General features: G+C 56.8%; 15 protein-coding genes and 1 pseudogene. 6 read left to right on the plus strand and 10 right to left on the minus strand.

What is annotated here, in order from left to right; all coding sequences use genetic code 11:
• Positions 1-2: 2 nt before the first annotated feature.
• Both AL479_RS21345 and AL479_RS21350 read left to right on the plus strand, forming a co-directional pair.
• Positions 3-2,984: a virulence factor SrfB gene (locus tag AL479_RS21345; protein ID WP_061077565.1), complete on the plus strand. Its 2,982-nt coding sequence runs from the start codon at positions 3-5 to the stop codon at positions 2,982-2,984.
• The gene (locus AL479_RS21350; RefSeq protein ID WP_061077566.1) at positions 2,981-5,131 is read left to right on the plus strand and encodes a virulence factor SrfC family protein; all 2,151 of its coding nucleotides are present in this window, start codon (positions 2,981-2,983) and stop codon (positions 5,129-5,131) included. Before AL479_RS21345 ends, AL479_RS21350 begins: the two co-directional genes overlap by 4 nt.
• Before the next feature lie 34 nt (positions 5,132-5,165).
• Here AL479_RS21350 and ortT read toward each other — a convergent pair whose 3' ends face one another.
• Positions 5,166-5,339, minus strand: a complete 174-nt coding sequence (gene ortT / locus AL479_RS21355; protein WP_042318948.1) for an orphan toxin OrtT — start codon at positions 5,337-5,339, stop codon at positions 5,166-5,168.
• 193 nt (positions 5,340-5,532) lie between these two features.
• On the opposite strand from ortT, the gene yncL reads away from it, so the two are divergent.
• A complete protein-coding gene (yncL, locus tag AL479_RS21360) occupies positions 5,533-5,628 on the plus strand; it encodes a stress response membrane protein YncL (RefSeq protein ID WP_071887673.1) in 96 nt (31 codons plus the stop codon).
• A gap of 96 nt (positions 5,629-5,724) precedes the next feature.
• On the opposite strand, the gene patD is transcribed toward yncL, so the two are convergent.
• The 8 genes and pseudogenes from patD to AL479_RS21400 form a co-directional block, all read right to left on the minus strand.
• A complete protein-coding gene (gene patD / locus AL479_RS21365; RefSeq protein WP_061077567.1) occupies positions 5,725-7,149 on the minus strand; it encodes an aminobutyraldehyde dehydrogenase in 1,425 nt (474 codons plus the stop codon).
• Between the two features lie 21 nt (positions 7,150-7,170).
• Positions 7,171-7,977 carry an ABC transporter permease gene (locus AL479_RS21370; RefSeq protein WP_105291796.1) on the minus strand — a complete coding sequence of 269 codons (807 nt, stop codon included), beginning with the start codon at positions 7,975-7,977 and terminating at the stop codon, positions 7,171-7,173.
• Entirely contained in the window at positions 7,967-8,911 is a 945-nt protein-coding gene (locus tag AL479_RS21375; protein WP_061077568.1) for an ABC transporter permease, read from the minus strand. Before AL479_RS21375 ends, AL479_RS21370 begins: the two co-directional genes overlap by 11 nt.
• A complete protein-coding gene (locus AL479_RS21380; RefSeq protein WP_061077569.1) occupies positions 8,912-9,925 on the minus strand; it encodes an ABC transporter ATP-binding protein in 1,014 nt (337 codons plus the stop codon). It abuts the gene before it with no gap.
• A 17-nt stretch (positions 9,926-9,942) separates the two neighbouring features.
• Positions 9,943-11,088 carry a putative ABC transporter substrate-binding protein YdcS gene (gene ydcS, locus AL479_RS21385; RefSeq protein ID WP_061077570.1) on the minus strand — a complete coding sequence of 382 codons (1,146 nt, stop codon included), beginning with the start codon at positions 11,086-11,088 and terminating at the stop codon, positions 9,943-9,945.
• Positions 11,089-11,412: 324 nt separating this feature from the next.
• Positions 11,413-12,822: a PLP-dependent aminotransferase family protein gene (locus AL479_RS21390; RefSeq protein WP_061077571.1), complete on the minus strand. Its 1,410-nt coding sequence runs from the start codon at positions 12,820-12,822 to the stop codon at positions 11,413-11,415.
• A gap of 86 nt (positions 12,823-12,908) precedes the next feature.
• Complete coding sequence (locus AL479_RS21395; RefSeq protein WP_146109694.1) at positions 12,909-13,325, minus strand: type II toxin-antitoxin system HicB family antitoxin; 417 nt, start codon at positions 13,323-13,325, stop codon at positions 12,909-12,911.
• Positions 13,326-13,353: 28 nt separating this feature from the next.
• A pseudogene (locus AL479_RS21400) lies at positions 13,354-13,544 on the minus strand (type II toxin-antitoxin system HicA family toxin).
• Between the two features lie 264 nt (positions 13,545-13,808).
• Between AL479_RS21400 and AL479_RS21405 the strand changes: the two are divergent.
• The 3 genes from AL479_RS21405 to AL479_RS21415 are packed head-to-tail and all read left to right on the plus strand — an operon-like array spanning position 13,809 to position 16,350.
• A complete protein-coding gene (locus AL479_RS21405; RefSeq protein WP_061077573.1) occupies positions 13,809-15,212 on the plus strand; it encodes a cytochrome ubiquinol oxidase subunit I in 1,404 nt (467 codons plus the stop codon).
• Complete coding sequence (gene cydB, locus AL479_RS21410) at positions 15,212-16,222, plus strand: cytochrome d ubiquinol oxidase subunit II (protein WP_061077574.1); 1,011 nt, start codon at positions 15,212-15,214, stop codon at positions 16,220-16,222. Before AL479_RS21405 ends, cydB begins: the two co-directional genes overlap by 1 nt.
• Complete coding sequence (locus tag AL479_RS21415; RefSeq protein WP_071887674.1) at positions 16,222-16,350, plus strand: DUF2474 domain-containing protein; 129 nt, start codon at positions 16,222-16,224, stop codon at positions 16,348-16,350. The genes cydB and AL479_RS21415 overlap by 1 nt, the downstream gene beginning before the upstream one ends.
• Before the next feature lie 40 nt (positions 16,351-16,390).
• Here AL479_RS21415 and AL479_RS21420 read toward each other — a convergent pair whose 3' ends face one another.
• Entirely contained in the window at positions 16,391-18,352 is a 1,962-nt protein-coding gene (locus AL479_RS21420) for a peptidase U32 family protein (RefSeq protein ID WP_061077575.1), read from the minus strand.
• Positions 18,353-18,369 lie beyond the last annotated feature (17 nt).

Here is an 18,369-nt window from a genome sequence, read left to right on the forward strand (position 1 = left end):
TTATGCTGGTGAATCTGTGTGATTACAAACAGAGCGTCACGCTCATTGCAAACAGCGGCGTACAGTTTCTCGACTTCGGACTGACGCCGCAGGAATCCGCGCATCATGGTCGCTTCGTGCGTAAAACGGCCAACGGCCCCCTGCTGCGTCTGGATTACGATCTGGCCAATGGTCGCTATACCCTGCCTGCACGACCGGGCTCACAGCCGGAAGTGGTGAAACCGGAAAGTACGCAAACGCTGCATTACTCTCTGGAGGTTCTCGACGGCATCTGGCTGCCGCTGCCGTTCCTGCGTTTTAATCCGCCGCGCACCTTCGTTGAAGGGCCAGACAACTGGGCGCGTGTTCAGGTGCGGAAGCTTGCCGAACCCGACAGCGCGGGCAACACCCATCGCGTGACGCTCGCGCTCGATAGCCAGCTGAGCGAGAATGCCCCCGCCTCGCTTGCGCCCGGCGAAAACGATCTGCTGAACGGCACCCGTTTTGCCCTCGCCTGGCGCGATGATGAGATCGCCGATTTTCTCGATCAGACCTGGATTGACGGCTGGCTACGCGAGGCGTTCCTCAACCACGCCAGCCTGCAGGAAAACCGGACTGAACAGACCATCAGCCTGGCGCTGCGTAACTTTGAGTATCAGGCGCACTGGCTGAACCTGCTGACGCTGCTGGGTGAACAACTCGCTGTACCGGAAGTCAAACTGGTGACCCACACCCTCAGTACCCCGGCGATCCCGGTCGATTTGATTCTGGATGTCGGTAATACCCATACCTGCGGCGTCTTGATTGAAGATCACGGCGACGCCAATGACGGGCTGCGCCAGACGGCGGAACTGCAGGTCCGTTCGCTCAGCGAACCGCAGTATCTCAACGACCCGCTGTTCACCAGTCGTCTTGAATTTTCAGAAGCCCGCTTTGGTAAGCAGCATTTCTCGGTCGAAAGCGGCCGTGAAGATGCGTTCATCTGGCCGTCAATTGTGCGGGTCGGTGACGAAGCGCGCAAGCTGGCGATGCAGCGTACGGGAACGGACGGTAACAGCGGCATTTCCAGCCCGCGCCGCTATCTGTGGGATGAAACGCCGGTACTGCATGACTGGCGCTTCAGCCAGATGAACAGCAAAACCCAGCGCGAACCGCTTGCCACCGCCTTTCCGCTGATGAACCTGATGAACGATGACGGACAGCCGCTCTACTCGCTGCCGCAGGATGATCGTCTGCCGGTGTTTTCACCTCAGTACAGCCGCAGTACGCTGATGACCCACATGCTGTGCGAGATCCTCGCCCAGGCGCTGGGACAAATTAACAGTGTCGCGACCCGACTGCGTCTGGGTTTCCCTGCTTCTCCGCGTCAGTTGCGTTCGTTGATCCTGACTCTCCCTTCGGCGATGCCGAAACAGGAACGTGAAATCTTCCGTCTGCGCATGTTCGAAGCAATAGCCCTTGTCTGGAAAGCGATGGGCTGGCACCCGCAGGATGAAGACTTCAGCACCCGCAAGCAGCAGGAAAAAAGCGTGGTTCCGGTGCCAGAAATTCAGATGGAATGGGACGAGGCCAGCTGTGGTCAACTGGTCTGGCTGTATAACGAAGCCATTTCCCATTACGCCGGACGCAGCGAAGCATTCTTCAACACCCTTGCCCGCCCGGATCGTCTGCCGGAACCTGGCGAAACGAAAGGCCGGGCGCTACGCGTGGCCTCGATTGATATCGGCGGCGGCACCACCGATATGGCGATTGTCCACTATCAACTGGACGACGGCGTCGGCGCCAATGTAAAAATCACGCCGCATCTGCTGTTCCGCGAAGGTTTTAAGGTCGCGGGCGACGACATGCTGCTGGATGTGATCCAGAAATGCATTTTACCGGCCCTGCAAACCCGGCTGCAGCAGGCAGGAGTGACGGATGCCGCCGCCCTGCTCGCCACGCTGTTTGGCGATTCCGGGCGTATCGATACCCAGGCTGTTTTGCGACAACAAACGGCGCTTCAACTCTTTATGCCGCTCGGTCACGCGGTCCTTTCTGCATGGGAAAAGAGCGACATTAACGATCCGCTGGCCGGACTGCACGCCACCTTTGGCGATCTGCTGAACCATCGTCCGACACGCAACGTGCTCAATTACATTCAGCAGGCGATTGATCACGCCCTGCCGTCGGGCTCGCCGACGTTTGATCTCTTTAGCGTCCCGTTACAGGTGCAGTTCAGCCAGTTACAGGACGCGATGCTGGCAGGTCAGTTTACCCTGACTTCCCCGCTGCATGCGGTCTGTGAAGCCATTTCACATTATTGCTGCGATATCCTGCTGGTCACCGGCAGACCGACCTGTATCCCGGCGGTTCAGGCGCTGATCCGCCATCTGCAGCCGGTTCCGGTCAATCGCATGGTGTGGATGGACAACTACCGCGTCCATGAATGGTATCCGTTCAGCCAACAGGGGCGCATCGGCAATCCGAAATCCACCGCCGCGGTCGGCGCAATGCTGTGCAGCCTGGCGCTGGATCTGCGCCTGCCGCGCTTTAACTTTAAAGCCGCTGATATTGGCGCCTACTCGACCGTGCGTTACCTCGGCGTACTCGACAATACGGTGAATACGTTACGTGAGGAAAACGTCTGGTATCAGGATATCGATCTTGATAAACCCGGTGCGAAGCTCGACACCCGCGTGCACTTCCCGCTACGCGGCAACGTCACGCTCGGTTTCCGCCAACTGGCGAACAGTCGTTGGCCCGCGACGCCACTGTATACGCTGAGCATTAACTCCGCCGATCTGGCGAAGAATATCGCGGGTGACGGCGTGTTAAACGTGCGTCTGCAATTGCGCGGCGGCAACAAAGAGACCGGCCCGGAGTCGTTTGTGCTGAGCGATGCGTGGCTACAGGATGGCACGCCGGTGGCGGCAAATGCCCTGACCTTAAAACTGAATACCCTGGCTGACCGCCGACACAGCGGCAGCCATTACTGGATTGACAGCGGGAGCGTGTACCTGAAATGAGCAAGATGTTGAATACCACTCAGGCCGCGATCGCGTGGGTAAATCGCACCCGTCAGCACGCTATGGCGCTGGACGACGAAGCGGATGCGCTGCTGGCGCAACTCAACCGCGCTGCCGCCACCGAATCCGCCCTCAATGCCGCCCGACACGATCGCGCCAGCATTGGACTTTACGGCTACTCGCAGGCAGCGAAAGCGCACCTCCTTGCCGCGCTGTGCAGCAGCGGCAACGGTAAGGTCAATGTCATTACCCCGGATCGCAGCTTTGACTATTTCAGTCATCTCAACCCCGGACACGCGCCAACCAACATGGCGCTGCGCTTTACACGGCAAAAGAACCTACCGGATGACGAGTGGCCGTTACGCCTGCGGCTGGTCACGGAAGCGGAACTGGTGCAGATATTCATCGCCCAGGCCTGCACGCAGCCCGCGTACCGGCAGGTGGAAAAAGCGATTATCGAATCGCGTATTGAGAAGTGGCAGTCGCTGCGTCAGTTGCACCCGGTTCAGGGCGTGACGGCACAGGAAGTGGCGACCATTGCCCGCTTCTGGCAGCGCTGTATCCCCGCATCACAACAGCAGATTGATGACGCGCTGTGGCACCAGTTTGCCCTGCTGCTCCCGACGGTCGACCTCTCAACCCGTGCCAGCGCCTGGTCGTTGCTGTGGGGTGAACAGCCAGAACTGACGCAGCAGTGGCTGAAACTGGCGCAGGTCCTCCAGCAGACGGGCCATGCCGGCGAAGTCGCCGCGCCGCTGAGCCTGTTGGTCGATCAGTTTGGCTTACCGTCTGAGAGTTTTATCACCCAGGAATTTCTGGCCTCGCAAGAGGCGCAAAGCGATGTGGTTGTCCATCCGATCGTGAATGAGAAATTACTTAACGCCGTCAGTCTGGCCCAGGAATCACTGGCTCTGCTGACCCGCGAGCTGGTACTGAGCGTGGAAGATGGTGTACTCGATAACGTCGATCTGCTGGATATTCCGCTTGCGCCGCTCTGTCACCCACAGCCGCTCTGGCAGGCCAAACTCGGCTGGTTGTTGGAGCATTACCGCCAGCAGTTGCAGCCCGACGTGCTGGTCGTCTGCAACGCCACCGCCACCCGCACGCAAACACCGTCTACGGCCAGAACATTGCTCAACTGGGTGCACGATACGCAACCGACGCGCGAGACGGCGTTGCCCGGCGTCGTGTGGGCCATTACGCCGCAAGATGCGCGTTTTACAACGCAACAGAATCTGGACGAAGCGGTCCAGCATCTGATGGGAAAACCAGGCCAGCACTGGGGCACCCTGCAGGCGCTGGACAAACACAGTCTGCTGCGCCTGATCGAGTGGCTGTCGCAAGCCACTTCAGCCCCGCAGCGTCAGGCACGCCTGCAGGCGCTGGGCGAACAGCATCAACAGCGTGTTCGTGAACTGATGCTCGCGCAACCTGCCGAAGCGCTTAGCGCGGAAGCGGTGGTTCGACAGCTACAGCAGCAGGCGGCGCATCACGGCGATCTGCTCGACGGTTTGTTACCGGCGGTACAACAGTTTGAAACCCTGCTCCGCGTCCAGCAACCGCGTGAAGAACAGGTCAGCGGTTTATTCAATGAGGCCATTGACCTTTTCGCCGAGGTCCGTGACGCGCCGCAGCAGTCAGAGAACAAAGAGACGGGCTATCAGGCGCACCGCCTGTGGCTCAACCATATTCGTCAGTGGAGCCGCGATGACAGTCAGGCGCAGCGTCTGGGGTTGACGCCCGCTGCGCTGCGTCAGGTCGTCGACATACTGGCGATCGCCAGCTATCGCCTGCAACTGCCGCAGCAACTGCAACAGATATTGCAGCGTGAAGAAGTTTGCGGCGCTCAGCTGCACGCCTGCATCGCCAACTTTATTGCCTGGCTCGGCTATGCCGACGTGGCAGAAACGGAGCGACCCGCCAGTCGAATCGCGAAAGGAACGGCGATTTTCAGCGCGGTCAAACGCCAGCCGATGACGCGTCTGACGCATCTGGAAGAACAGCCGGTGCACGCCGCCAGCCGCTATGTTTATGACTGGCTGGTTGCGCTGTATACGCGGGCAACGGAAAACAAGGGATATCAGCATCCGCAGGATGTGACTGAAGCCGACCAAAAGGCGCTAAACGCGCTGCTGGCAATGATTTGAGAGATCCGCCGGGAAGGATTCCGGCGACGTCCGCTCAAAACAGCGAAAACAACAGTGCCACCGGGAAACTCATGGGCCAGGTGGCCCCGACCAGAAAGGCGCTCAGAAAGCGGATGCGTTTTTTATCGTGCGAGAGAAACCAGGTGATCAGAAAGGCAATCGCGGCCATCACTGCATAGAACATCAACATTTTTTGGTACAAAGACATTTACGGGCATCCGGCCAGAGGAATAAATCGCGCGCAATATGCTCCATTTTTTGACATACATCAAGTTTTATCCCTTTCGGTCAAACCATTTGCCATTTTTTATGGCCGCTTACGTTAAGTCCCTGGTTCGTACTATTGCGGATCACAGGATGCCGGACTATACACAAAGGGGCACTAACGCAAGGTGGCAAATATGAATGTTTCCAGTAGAACCGTAGTGTTGATAAATCTCTTTGCTGCTGTGGGTCTTTTTGCTCTTATCTCATTGAGATTTGGCTGGTTTATGTAATTCTTGAGTGCTTGCGGCGCAGACAGGCAGAGAGAAGGTTTCTCTCTGCCTTCGACTGACGATCTTCCCACGCCACTTTTCGGGCGTAAATTACCCTTAATGTTTAACCATTACGTGGCGGATCACGGTGTAATCCTCCAGCCCATAAAGTGACATATCTTTGCCATAACCGGACAATTTCTGTCCGCCGTGCGGCATTTCGCTCACCAGCATAAAATGGGTGTTAACCCACGTACAGCCGTACTGCAGACGCGCGCTGACCCGGTGAGCGCGTCCGACGTCACGCGTCCAGACCGACGACGCGAGGCCATATTGCGAATCATTGGCCCAGTCCAGTACCTGCTCTTCATCCTCGAAGACGGTCACACTGACCACCGGACCAAACACTTCCCGCTGGACAATCGCATCCTCCTGTTTAGCGCCAGCCAGCAGCGTCGGGGCAAAGTAATAGCCCGGCCCGTCCACTTTTTTTCCCCCGGTGACCACCTTGATATGTCCCAGCGCTTTCGCATCCTCAACAGCTTTGGTGACGCGCTCCAGATGTGCCAGTGAACTCAGCGGCCCCAGTTCGGTCGACTCTTCCTCCGGTGCACCGGTTTTCAGGCTGGCTACGGCAGCCCCCAGTTTCTCAACCAGCGCGTCGTAAACGCCCTTTTGCGCGTAAATGCGACAGGCGGCGGTACAATCCTGACCGGCATTGTAGAAGCCGAACGTGCGCACGCCTTCCACCACCGCATCCACATCGGCATCGTCAAACACAATCACCGGCGCTTTACCGCCCAGTTCCATATGCGTGCGCTTAATCGACGGCGCAGTGTGGCTGATAATGTGCTCACCGGTAGCGATCGAGCCGGTTAACGAGACCATACGCACCTTCTTATGTCCGGTCAGCGGATCGCCAACCGTTTTGCCTCTGCCAAACAGCACATTGAGCACACCCGGCGGGAAGATATCTTTGGCATATTCCGCCAGTTTCAGCGCAGTCAGCGGCGTGATTTCCGAAGGTTTAATCACCACGCAATTACCGGCAGCCAGCGCGGGGGCCAGCTTCCACGCCGCCATCATCAGCGGATAGTTCCACGGCGCGATGGAGGCCACCACGCCGACCGGATCGCGGCGAATCATCGAGGTATGTCCCTCCAGATATTCCCCCGCCGCCAGACCGTTCAGACAACGGGCGGCACCGGCGAAAAAGCGAAACACATCGACAATCGCCGGGATCTCATCATTGAGCGCGCAGTGCAGCGGTTTACCGCAGTTGCGCGATTCCAGTTCAGCAAACTCTTGCGCATTCTGCTCAATGACATCCGCCAGCTTCAGCAGCAGTTCGCTGCGCACTTTCGGGGTCGTCTGCCCCCATTCGCTAAACGCACGATCGGCGGCAAGGACGGCCGCATCCACCTGAGCGGGAGACGCTTCTGCAATTTCCAGCAGCACCTCGCCGGTGGCAGGGTTATAGACGGGCTGCTTTTCACCTTCACCCTTGACCAGCTCGCCGTTAATCAGTAATTGATGTTGCATAGCATTTTCCCATATCGTTGTTTATTTACCGTTTCCGGCGACGCTGTCGCCTTCACGCGTGAGCCACCACGCCCCCAGAATCGGAATGGTTGTGACCAGCATAACCAGCAGTGCCACGACGTTCGTCACCGGCACGTCGCGTGGTCGCCCTAACTGATTGAGCAACCACAACGGCAGCGTCCGTTCATGACCGGCAGTAAAGGTCGTGACGATGATTTCATCGAATGACAGCGCGAACGCCAGCATTCCCCCGGCCAGCAGCGCCGAGCCCAGATTTGGCAGCACGACAAAGCGGAAGGTTTGCCAGCCATTCGCGCCAAGATCCATAGACGCCTCCACCAGGCTCCATGAAGTACGGCGAAAGCGGGCTATCACGTTGTTAAACACCACCACCACGCAGAATGTCGCGTGACCGACCACAATGGTGAAAAAACCCGGATCGAGATTGACCGTCTTAAACGCGGTCAGTAGCGCCAGACCGGTGACAATCCCCGGTAAGGCGATCGGTAACAGCAGCAACAGCGAGATGGCGTTTTTGCCGAAAAAATCACGCCGCCAGAGCGCCGCCGCAGCCAGCGTGCCCAGCACCAACGCAATCGCCGTCGATAACGCGGCAATTTTTAGTGACAACGTCACGGCATCCAGAATATCGCTACGCTGCGCAGCAACGCTAAACCAGCGCAGCGTCAGTCCCTGCGGTGGAAAGCTGAAGGCCGCGTCCTCAGTGTTAAACGCATAGGCCGCGATGATCAGAATCGGGAAGTGCAGGAAAATAACCCCGCCCCAGGCCGCCAGTTTGAGGAAAAACGGTGCGCGCTCAGAGTGCATCGAACGCTCCCAGACGTTTCACGAACGCCAGATAAAGGGCTATTAGCACGATCGGCACCAGCGTAAACGCCGCCGCCATTGGCATGTTGCCAATCGCCCCCTGCTGCGAATAGACCATGTTGCCGATGAAATAACCCGGCGGGCCCACCAACTGCGGCACGATGAAATCACCCAGCGTCAGGGAAAAGGTGAAGATCGAACCGGCGGCAATTCCGGGGATCGCCAGCGGCAGAACCACATAACGGAAGGTCTGGCGGGGACGAGCGCCCAGATCGGCGGACGCCTGCAGCAGCGACGGCGGCAACCGCTCCAGCGCGGCCTGAACCGGCAGGATCATGAACGGCAGCCAGATGTAGACAAACACCATAAAACGCCCTAATCCCGACGTCGAGAGCGTATTTCCTCCCACGGCTGGCAGCGTCAGCAGACTGGTCAGTAAGGGTTCTAAACCAAGATGGTTCAGAAACCATTGCGCCACGCCATCTTTTGCCAGCAGCAGCGTCCAGGCATAGGCTTTAACGATATAGCTCGCCCACATCGGCAGCATGACCGCAATATAAAAAAACGCTTTCATCCTGCCGCGGGTATAGCGCGCCATGTACCACGCCATCGGAAACGCCAGAATCGCACTGGCTATCGTCACCGCGATCGCCATCGTCAGCGTGCGTAAAATAATGTCGTAATTGGCGGGATTAAATAGCGCACGAAGATTGGCAAGCGTAAGATCCGGCGTCACCGACATCGTGAAGTCGTCAAAGGTGTAAAACCCCTGCCACAGCAGCGTCAGTAGCGAACCGAAATAGACAATACCAAACCACATCAGCGGGCCAAGCAGCAGCAAAAACAGTCCCAGCCCGGGATGACGCCAGAAAAAACCGGTGAGTTTACTCAAACCGCCGGGCCGTGAAGGCGTGGAGAGCACGTTCATTGCCATTCACCTCTCCTCGACCAGCGGTACCATGACCTCGCGTGGCCAGGACACCATCACCGGCTGACCGGGTGCAAGTGTGGTCGCAAAGGGTTCTCCCGTCTGATTGGCCTGGCTGACCAGTAGCTTTTCACCGCCGGTAAGCTTTAGCTCAAGACGAGTGGCGGCACCCTGATACTGCACCGCCTGAATCACCCCCTGCGCCTGGATCTCGCCTGGGACATTGAGCCGGATATGCTCCGGGCGCAGCGAGAAACTGCCCGTCATCCCGCAGACATTCGAGGCCATCGCCGGATCAAAGACGTTCGATGTCCCGACGAAACCCGCAACAAACGGCGTGCGTGGTCGCATGTATAACTCACGCGGTGAATCCACCTGTTCAATGCGTCCATTGTTAAAGACCGCCACACGATCGGACATCGACAGCGCTTCGCCCTGATCGTGCGTCACGAAGATGAACGTGATCCCCAGCGACTGCTGGAGTTTTTTCAGCTCCAGTTGCATCTGCTCACGCAGTTTCAGATCCAGCGCACCGAGCGGTTCATCCAGCAACAGCACGCGCGGCTCGTTGACCAGCGCCCGGGCGATCGCCACCCGTTGACGCTGACCGCCGGAAAGCTGTGACGGCTTGCGCTCAAAGACAAACCCCAGCGCCACCTTCTCCAGCGCCTCGCGAGCCTGAGCATGACGCTGTTTTTTATCCACGCCTTTGACCATCAGACCATAGGCGACATTGTCGAGAATCGACATGTGCGGAAACAGCGCATAGTCCTGGAACACGGTGTTCACATCCCGTTCCCAGGGCGGCAAATCACTGGCTGGCTTGCCAAAGATGGCAATCGAGCCGCCCGAAAGCTGCTCGAATCCGGCAATCAGGCGCAGGCAGGTGGTTTTGCCGGAGCCGGATGGCCCCAGCATAGAGAAAAATTCCCCGTCTTTAATCGCAATACTGACGCCATCGACCGCCCGCACGTCACCGTACAGGCGCGAGACGTTGTCAAACTCCACTGCGTACGTCATAAATCACCCCAGTGACGTTAACGACCGCCCATGATGGCGATGTAATCCTGTGTCCAGCGACTGTACGGCACGAATTTACCGCCTTCAGCGACAGGCGTTTTCCAGAAGGCGATTTTGTCAAAATAACGGTAACCATTGGTTTCACAGCCTTTATCGCCCAGCAGCGTACTGGCTTTACAGCCTTCGGTAACCACGGGCAGCGATCCAAACCAGGCGGCCACATCCCCCTGAACTTTTGGCGTCAGCGACCAGTTCATCCACTTGTAGGCGCAAACCGGGTGTTTGGCTTCGCTGTGCAACATGGTGGTATCAGCCCAGCCGGTGACGCCCTCTTTCGGGAACACTGTGCCGATGTGTTGTCCTTCGCCTTTCAGCGCGTTCGCCTGATATGGCCAGGCGCTCGAGGCCACGACGCCCTCATTTTTGAAATCGCTCATTTGCACCGTGGTGTCGTGCCAGTAACGGTGAATCAACGGTTGCTGTGCGCGCAGCACTTTCAGCACCGCCTGGTACTGTTCTTCGGTGAGTTGATACGGGTCCGAGATCCCCAGTTGCGGCTGGGTAGCCTTCACGAACAGCGCCGCATCGGCAATGTAAATCGGTCCGTCATAGGCCTGAACGCGGCCTTTGTTGGTTTTTCCGTCCGGAAGGTTTTGTTCAACGAACACCACGTTCCAGCTATCGGGCGGCGTCGGGAAGGTTTGTGTGTTGTACATCAGCAGGTTCGGCCCCCACTGATATGGCGTGCCGTAGACTTTGCCCGCCACGTTGAACCAGTCGCCTTTGACCACGCGGGGATCGACGTTTTTCCAGTTCGGGATGAGCGCCGTATTGATCGGCTGCACGCGTTTACCCATGATCAGACGCAGCGAGGCATCACCAGAGGCCGTGACCAGATCGTAGCCCCCTTTAGCCATCAGGCTGACCATCTCATCCGATGTCGCCGCCGTTTTGACGTTAACCGCACAGCCGGTCTCTTTTTCGAATTGTGTTACCCAGTCGTACTGTTTATCGGTCTGACCGCGTTCGATGTAACCCGGCCAGGCGATAATATCCAGGCGGCCTTCGGCCTGGCCTAAAGAGGTGGGCGGTTCGGCGGCGTGCGCGGTCATCAGCGTCATACTGAGCGCGCACAGGCTGCTGCGGGCAAATTTCTTGCTCATAAGATCTTACTCCTGTCGCAAAATATTGAGCGGCAGCCTTGCCGTAAATATATGTCCTTTCCTAAAAATAGTCGGCGCGCCGTCAGCGCACCTCCCGGCACGAGGAAATTTAATCAGGTTGTGACATGACGCGCATAACGCCCCGGACTGCGGCGTTATGTGGTTATCTTCTGGAGTATAGACAAGGGGTTAGCTGACGCGGAGGAAAAGTAAAAGCTATTGATATTTCCTATGATGGTCTGCGGGAAATAAAGTCGTACGTTTTTTGCTGATATTTTCTAAATAAGAACGCGCTATTCTTTTATATTGAATCGCGCGCACGTTTTATTTCATCTGCGCGCGAATGAGTTGCCCCAGTTGTTTTACCGCAGCTTCTTCACGTTCTCCCCAACCCCATGCGGTATTGAAGCGGAAAAAGCGTTTCCAGGTGTCTGAGGTCGAGAACATTTTCCCCGGCGCGATGCTGATATGGTGAGCCAACGCCTGCGCGGTCAGTTCGCCCGCATCCAGTGATTCCGGCAGTTCCAGCCAGAGAAAATAGCCGCTGTTGTTGTGATGTATTTTCACTTCGGCAGGGAGATGGCGCAGCAGCGTTTGCCAGGCCTGCTGCTTACGTTCTGCCAGTTGACGACGCAGGCGGCGCAGATGGGCGTCATAACGGCGCGTCGAGAGATAATCGACCAGCGCCAGTTGCATCGGCGAACTGGTGGAGAGTGTGCTCATCAGTTGTAAACGCTGGATTTGGCGGGCGTGTTTGCCTGCGGCGACCCAACCAATGCGAAAACCCGGTACCAGACACTTGGAGAATGACGAGCAGTGCAGCACCTTGTCTGCCCGATCCCACGCTTTGGCTGGCAGCGGTTTCTCCCGGCCAAAATAGAGTTCGCTGTAAACGTCATCTTCAATCAACATCACATTATGGCGATCGAGTATCTCAACCAGACGCGCCTTTTTCTCCGGACTGAGAGTAAAGCCGAGCGGGTTCTGGCTGTTGGTCATCAGCCAGCATGCTTTAACCGGATATGCCTGCAACGCCTGCTCCAGCGCCGCGAGATCGATCCCCTCCTTCACGTCAGTGGCAACCGACAGCGCTTTAAGCCGCAGTCGTTCCAGCGCCTGTAACGCGCCATAGAAACAAGGGTTTTCGACAATCACCCAGTCACCCGGTTCCGTCACCGCTTGCAGGCTGAGGTTGAGCGCCTCCAGCGCCCCGGCGGTGATGACGATTTCATCCGGCGAGACGGTAATGCCCTGTAAGGCGTAGCGACGGGCAATGGCGTGGCGTAGTTCCGCGTTACCCGGCGGCAGATTCTCAATTACGCTCATCGCGGTTGCGGTTCTGCTCACCTGCGCCAGAGAACGGTTCAGTTGCTGGAGGGGAAATAAACGTGGATCGGGAAATGCTGAGGCAAACGGCATCACCGACGCATCCCGGCTGGCCTGTAGCATCTCAAAAATAGTGGTGTTGATATCCACCGCTTCGTCGCGCATCACCTGGACCGGTTGCACCGTTGGCTGATAAACCGGGCGTGGCGCGACATAATAGCCAGACTGCGGACGCGCAATGATCCGCCCCTGACTTTCCAGCAACTGATAGGCATGCCCGACGGTCATAAAGCTCATCCCACTGCTGACCACCTGCTCACGCAGCGACGGCAGGCGATCGCCAGGTTGCCAGACGCCAGAGGCAATCTGCTCGCAGAGTTGTTCAGCCAGACGCTGGTACTTTTTCATTGTTATTCACTCGTGGATCCGTGGCAGGTGACCCTCGCAGTGTATATCAGCGAATGAAATACTCAACATCCTAAGAACTGTTATGGTTACGACAACGTAAGTGACAGTTCTTTGCCGAGCGCACGCGCCGCCGTCTGCACAGCATCAATTTTTGTTGCATGCCGCAAGTCGAACAGACGAGTAATTTCCTGTTTCGGTCGGCCGATGCGTTTCGCCAGCTCCTGCTGGCTGATTTTTGATGCCAGAAAAGCGTCGAGTAAAAGGACTTTTGACGCGACGCTGAGCGGAACTTCAACAAAGTCATCGCCCTCTTTCACCGGCGAAGGTAGCGGGACGGACTGGTTATCTTCGAAATAGAATTCAAAGGCGGTGACCAACGCTTCCAGTGCGGTATCAAGGGATTGCTGGCGGGTCTCCCCCTGGGTGAGCGCTTCCGGAATATCCGGAAACGAAACCACATAGCCACCTTCTGGCGCAGGAACGAGACGAACGGGATAGCGCATAATTTCAAACTCTCTCATCTGAACAACCTCATATCAGTGATGATGGCGACAGGCCTAATTGCTTTAAAATGGCTTTACGCAGGCCTCTTTGATCTCATCACCCGGATGTCTGGGCATGACGCTGCGTTTTCCGCGATATCTGAGCTTCAAATGGTGCGATCCATTCGTTACCCCGACTCCCTGAGATTCCAGCCAGCGTCTGAATTCGCTCTGCTTCACTGCGCCTCCCTGTTCCCTATTCTACACACAAAGTAAACATTTATGCTTACTTTCTCGCCTGACAAAAGGAAAATACAGAAAAATGCCCGTCGTGTAGAGCCGCTCGTATCAATTCAGGAAGGCCGCTTCCAGAATTTATATCAACAGACGTAATTTGTAACATTCACGCAACTGTTATGGTTAAATAGAGCCATTCTGTTTCTGCCACTGAAACTCTTACCGGCCTAGAATTGCGCTGAATCAATTTTTAGTGCGGAGTTATGCATGTCTGGTCTTGATGCGTTTCATCTGGCAAGGATCCAGTTTGCCTTTACGGTTTCCTTCCACATTATTTTTCCGGCAATCACCATCGGCCTGGCCAGCTATCTTGCGGTACTGGAAGGTCTTTGGCTGAAAAGCAAAAATCCCGTCTGGCGCTCGCTATATCAGTTCTGGTCAAAAATTTTCGCCGTTAACTTTGGGATGGGCGTGGTGTCTGGCCTGGTGATGGCTTACCAGTTTGGCACCAACTGGAGCGGGTTTTCCGAGTTCGCCGGCAGTATCACCGGGCCATTGCTGACTTATGAGGTGCTCACAGCATTTTTCCTCGAAGCCGGGTTCCTCGGTGTGATGCTGTTTGGCTGGAACAAGGTTGGCCCCGGATTACACTTTTTCTCCACCTGTATGGTCGCGCTGGGCACGATCATTTCCACCTTCTGGATCCTCGCCTCCAACAGCTGGATGCAGACGCCGCAGGGCTATGAGATCGTCAACGGTCAGGTCGTGCCGGTGGACTGGTTCGCCGTCATTTTCAACCCATCGTTCCCTTACCGTTTGCTGCATATGTCGGTGGCGGCGTTTCTCAGTAGCGCGTTATTTATCGGGGCCTCTGCGGCCTGGCATTTACTGCGCGGAAACGCGACGCCCGCCATTCGCGCCATGTTTTCGATGGCGCTGTGGATGACGCTGATTGTCGCACCGCTACAGGCGCTCATTGGCGATATGCACGGTCTGAATACCCTCAAACACCAGCCTGCCAAAATTGCCGCCATTGAAGGTCACTGGGAAAATCCGCCAGGCGAACCGACTCCACTTCTGCTGTTCGGCTGGCCGGATATGGAACAGGAACGCACCCGCTATGGGCTGGCGATCCCGGCGCTGGGTAGCCTGATCCTCACTCACAGCATGGATAAACAGGTCCCGGCGCTTAAAGAGTTCGCGAAAGAGGATCGCCCCAATTCCACGATGGTCTTCTGGTCGTTTCGAATCATGGCAGGTCTGGGTATGTTAATGATCCTGCTAGGTGTTTGCGCGCTGTGGTTACGCTACCGGCAGCGTCTCTATACTTCGCGACCGTTTCTGCGCTTTGCCTTATGGATGGGACCGTCAGGATTGGTCGCGATTCTTGCCGGTTGGGTCACGACGGAAGTGGGCCGCCAGCCGTGGGTCGTCTACGGGTTGCAACGCACGGCGGATGCGGTCTCTGCTCACGGCGACCTGCACATGAGTCTTTCTCTGCTGACGTTCTTTATCGTCTATAGCGCCGTCTTCGGCGTGGGTTACAGCTACATGATCCGCCTCATCCGCAAAGGGCCGCAGGAGACGATTTCCCCGACGCCGCCTACCGGCACGCCTGCCAGACCACTGTCTGCTGCCGTCCTCGACTCTCAACATGAGGCACACCGCTAATGGGTATTGATTTATCGGTAATCTGGTTCGTCATCATCGTCTTCGCCACACTGATGTACATCGTGATGGATGGATTCGATTTGGGTATTGGCATTTTATTTCCCGTCATCCGCGATGCTGACGATCGTGACGTGATGGTTAACAGCGTCGCCCCGGTCTGGGACGGCAATGAAACCTGGCTGGTTCTCGGCGGTGCCGGGTTGTTTGGTGCGTTTCCGCTGGCCTATGCGGTGATCATTGACGCCCTGACGATCCCGCTGACGCTGATGCTCATCGGGCTGATTTTTCGTGGCGTCGCCTTTGAATTTCGCTTCAAAGCCACGCCCGCGCATCGCCCGTTCTGGGATAAGGCGTTTATCGGTGGCTCGATCCTGGCGACGTTCACCCAGGGCGTGGTGGTAGGCGCGGTGATTAACGGTTTTGCCGTCACTGGTCGTCGTTTCAGCGGCGGACCGTTTGACTGGCTCACCCCTTTCACCCTGTTCTGCGGCGCAGGACTGGTGGTCACTTACGCACTGTTGGGCGCCACCTGGCTGGTGATGAAAAGCGAAAATCCGTTGCAGGATAAAATGCGCACCGCAGCGAAACAGTTACTGCTGTTGATGCTGCTGGTAATTGCGATGATCAGCCTGTGGACGCCGCTGGCGCACCCGGCGATAGCGGAACGCTGGTTTACGTTGCCGAATCTGTGGTTCCTGCTGCCGGTTCCGCTACTGGTTGCGGTGATTGGCGTCTGGCTATGGCGAGCGCTTGGCCAGAGAAACCGCCACGCGCTGCCCTTTGTGTTAACTCTCGGACTGATTTTTCTCGGCTTCAGTGGACTGGGGATCAGCATCTGGCCGCATATCATTCCGCCAGCCATTACGCTCTGGCAGGCGGCCGCGCCCGCGCAGAGCCAGGGCTTTATGCTGGTCGGCGCGTTACTGATCATCCCTGTTATTCTGGTTTACACCTTCTGGAGTTACTACGTGTTTCGCGGCAAAGTTCAACATGGCGAGGGGTATCACTGATGCAACAATCCGTCTGGAAACGCCTGATGTGGCTGGTGATTTTGTGGGGCGGCAGCGTGCTGGCGCTGGCCGCCGTGGGGATGTTCTTTCGCCTGATCATGACGGCGGCAGGGTTTAAATCGCATTAAGTTTGTGCCGGATAAGGTGATAGCCGCCTCCGGCACCTGGTTAGTTTTTACGCTTCGGCAGCGTTTTCATTAGCTCTTCCGGGCTGACGGAAGCCACCACGCTGCCTGGCAGCGGCATCTTCAGAATGTGATTTTTGATTTTCCCGATCACATGCATTTCGCACGGACGGCAGTCAAATTTCAGCGTTAGCACCTCATCGCCGTTCACCAGTTGCATCGGCGTCGCCTTCCAGCTTTTGATATTGCCTTTCGCCTGCTTCGGACACAGATTAAAGGCAAAGCGCAGGCAGTGTTTGGTGATCATCACCGGCACCTCGCCCTTTTCCTCATGCGCTTCATACGCTGCATCAATCAACTGCACGCCATAGCGATGGTAAAACTCCCGCGCCTTATGGTTGTAAACGTTGGCCAGAAAACTCAGGTGCGATTGTGGATAAACCGGCGCAGGCTCAGACACCGGCTTGCGAACGCCGCGCGGGTAGTTCGCAAGGCGCGCGGCATCCAGCATCTCCACCGCTTCCCGGCGGAACGCATTAAGCAGGCTGTTCGGCACAAACAGCGCGCCTGGCAGATTCACTGCGATATCGCGGGCGTAATAGATTGTCTGTCCCAGTTTTGCCAGCCCGTCCTTCAACCCGTTCAGCGCTTTTTCAGCGTTGTTGGCCTCATCAAACTGTCCATCCAGCGTATGGGTGATGCTGACGCCCTCTTCACTGGTCAGCGTCAGGATCAGTTGTTCCTGCCAGCCGCCCAGTTCAATATCCACCGCCACCCGACGCTCGCTCGAGGTTTTGGTTAACGCCTGCTGCCAGTTATGGTCAAGATTGCGGTTCAGCGGATGGTGGGGACGCAATTTATGCAGATCGGCAGGCATCTCATTCGGCCAGACACGATAGCGATTTTGTCCGGTTTTTTCGACCGTATTGGCGCGAAAGCCAACAACTTCACGTTTGATCAGGACGTTAAGACCATCGCCGTTCGCCAGCGGCTCGCTGACCTCAACGTCGAGGTGATCTTTCGCCACTTTCAATACTTCACCGACCGGCAGGCCGATAAACTTTGGCGAATCAAAGGCGCCGATATCCCCTTTACGCGCATTCACAAAGTAGTCGGTGCTGCCGCGATGAAAGGTTTTATCCGTTGACGGAGTAAAGAAATGTTCCGTGCGTCCGGCAGAAGCCCGCGCCAGATCACCGCGATCCTCAATGATGGCATCCAGCATCTGCCGGTAGTGCGCGGTAATGTTCTTCACGTAGCTCATGTCTTTGTAACGCCCTTCAATCTTGAAGGAACGCACACCAGCGTCGATCAGCGCGCCCAGGTTGGCGGTCTGATCGTTATCTTTCATCGACAGCAGGTGTTTTTCATACGATACCACCCGTCCCTGATCGTCTTTCAGGGTGTACGGTAAGCGGCACGCCTGCGAGCAGTCGCCACGGTTGGCGCTGCGCCCCGTTTGCGCATGCGAGATATAGCATTGCCCGGAATACGCCACGCACAGCGCCCCGTGAACAAAAAATTCGATAGTGGCATCGGTCGCCTGATGAATGGCCTGAATCTGCTCAAGACTCAGCTCACGCGCCAGCACGATCTGCGTGAACCCCACGTCAGCGAGAAATTTGGCTTTCTCCACGCTGCGGATATCGCACTGGGTGCTGGCATGCAGTTCGATGGGCGGGATGTCCAGCTCCAGAATGCCCATGTCCTGGACGATCAGCGCGTCAACGCCGTTCTGCCAGAGATCGGTAATCAGTCGCTGTGCGGGTTCCAGTTCATCGTCGTGAAGAATCGTGTTCAGCGTGACAAAGATTTTTGCGCCATAGCGATGGGCGAACGGCACCAGCTCGGCGATATCTTTCAGGCTATTGCTGGCATTATGACGCGCCCCAAAGCCGGGACCACCGATATAGACGGCGTCCGCACCATGTAAAATGGCTTCGCGGGCGATGATGGTATCACGTGCCGGGCTTAACAATTCAAGGCGATGTGGAGACGGGCGCATAGCGTTGTTTTTATCCA

Source organism: Citrobacter amalonaticus (genome assembly GCF_001559075.2).
GTDB classification, from domain to species: domain Bacteria; phylum Pseudomonadota; class Gammaproteobacteria; order Enterobacterales; family Enterobacteriaceae; genus Citrobacter_A; species Citrobacter_A amalonaticus_F.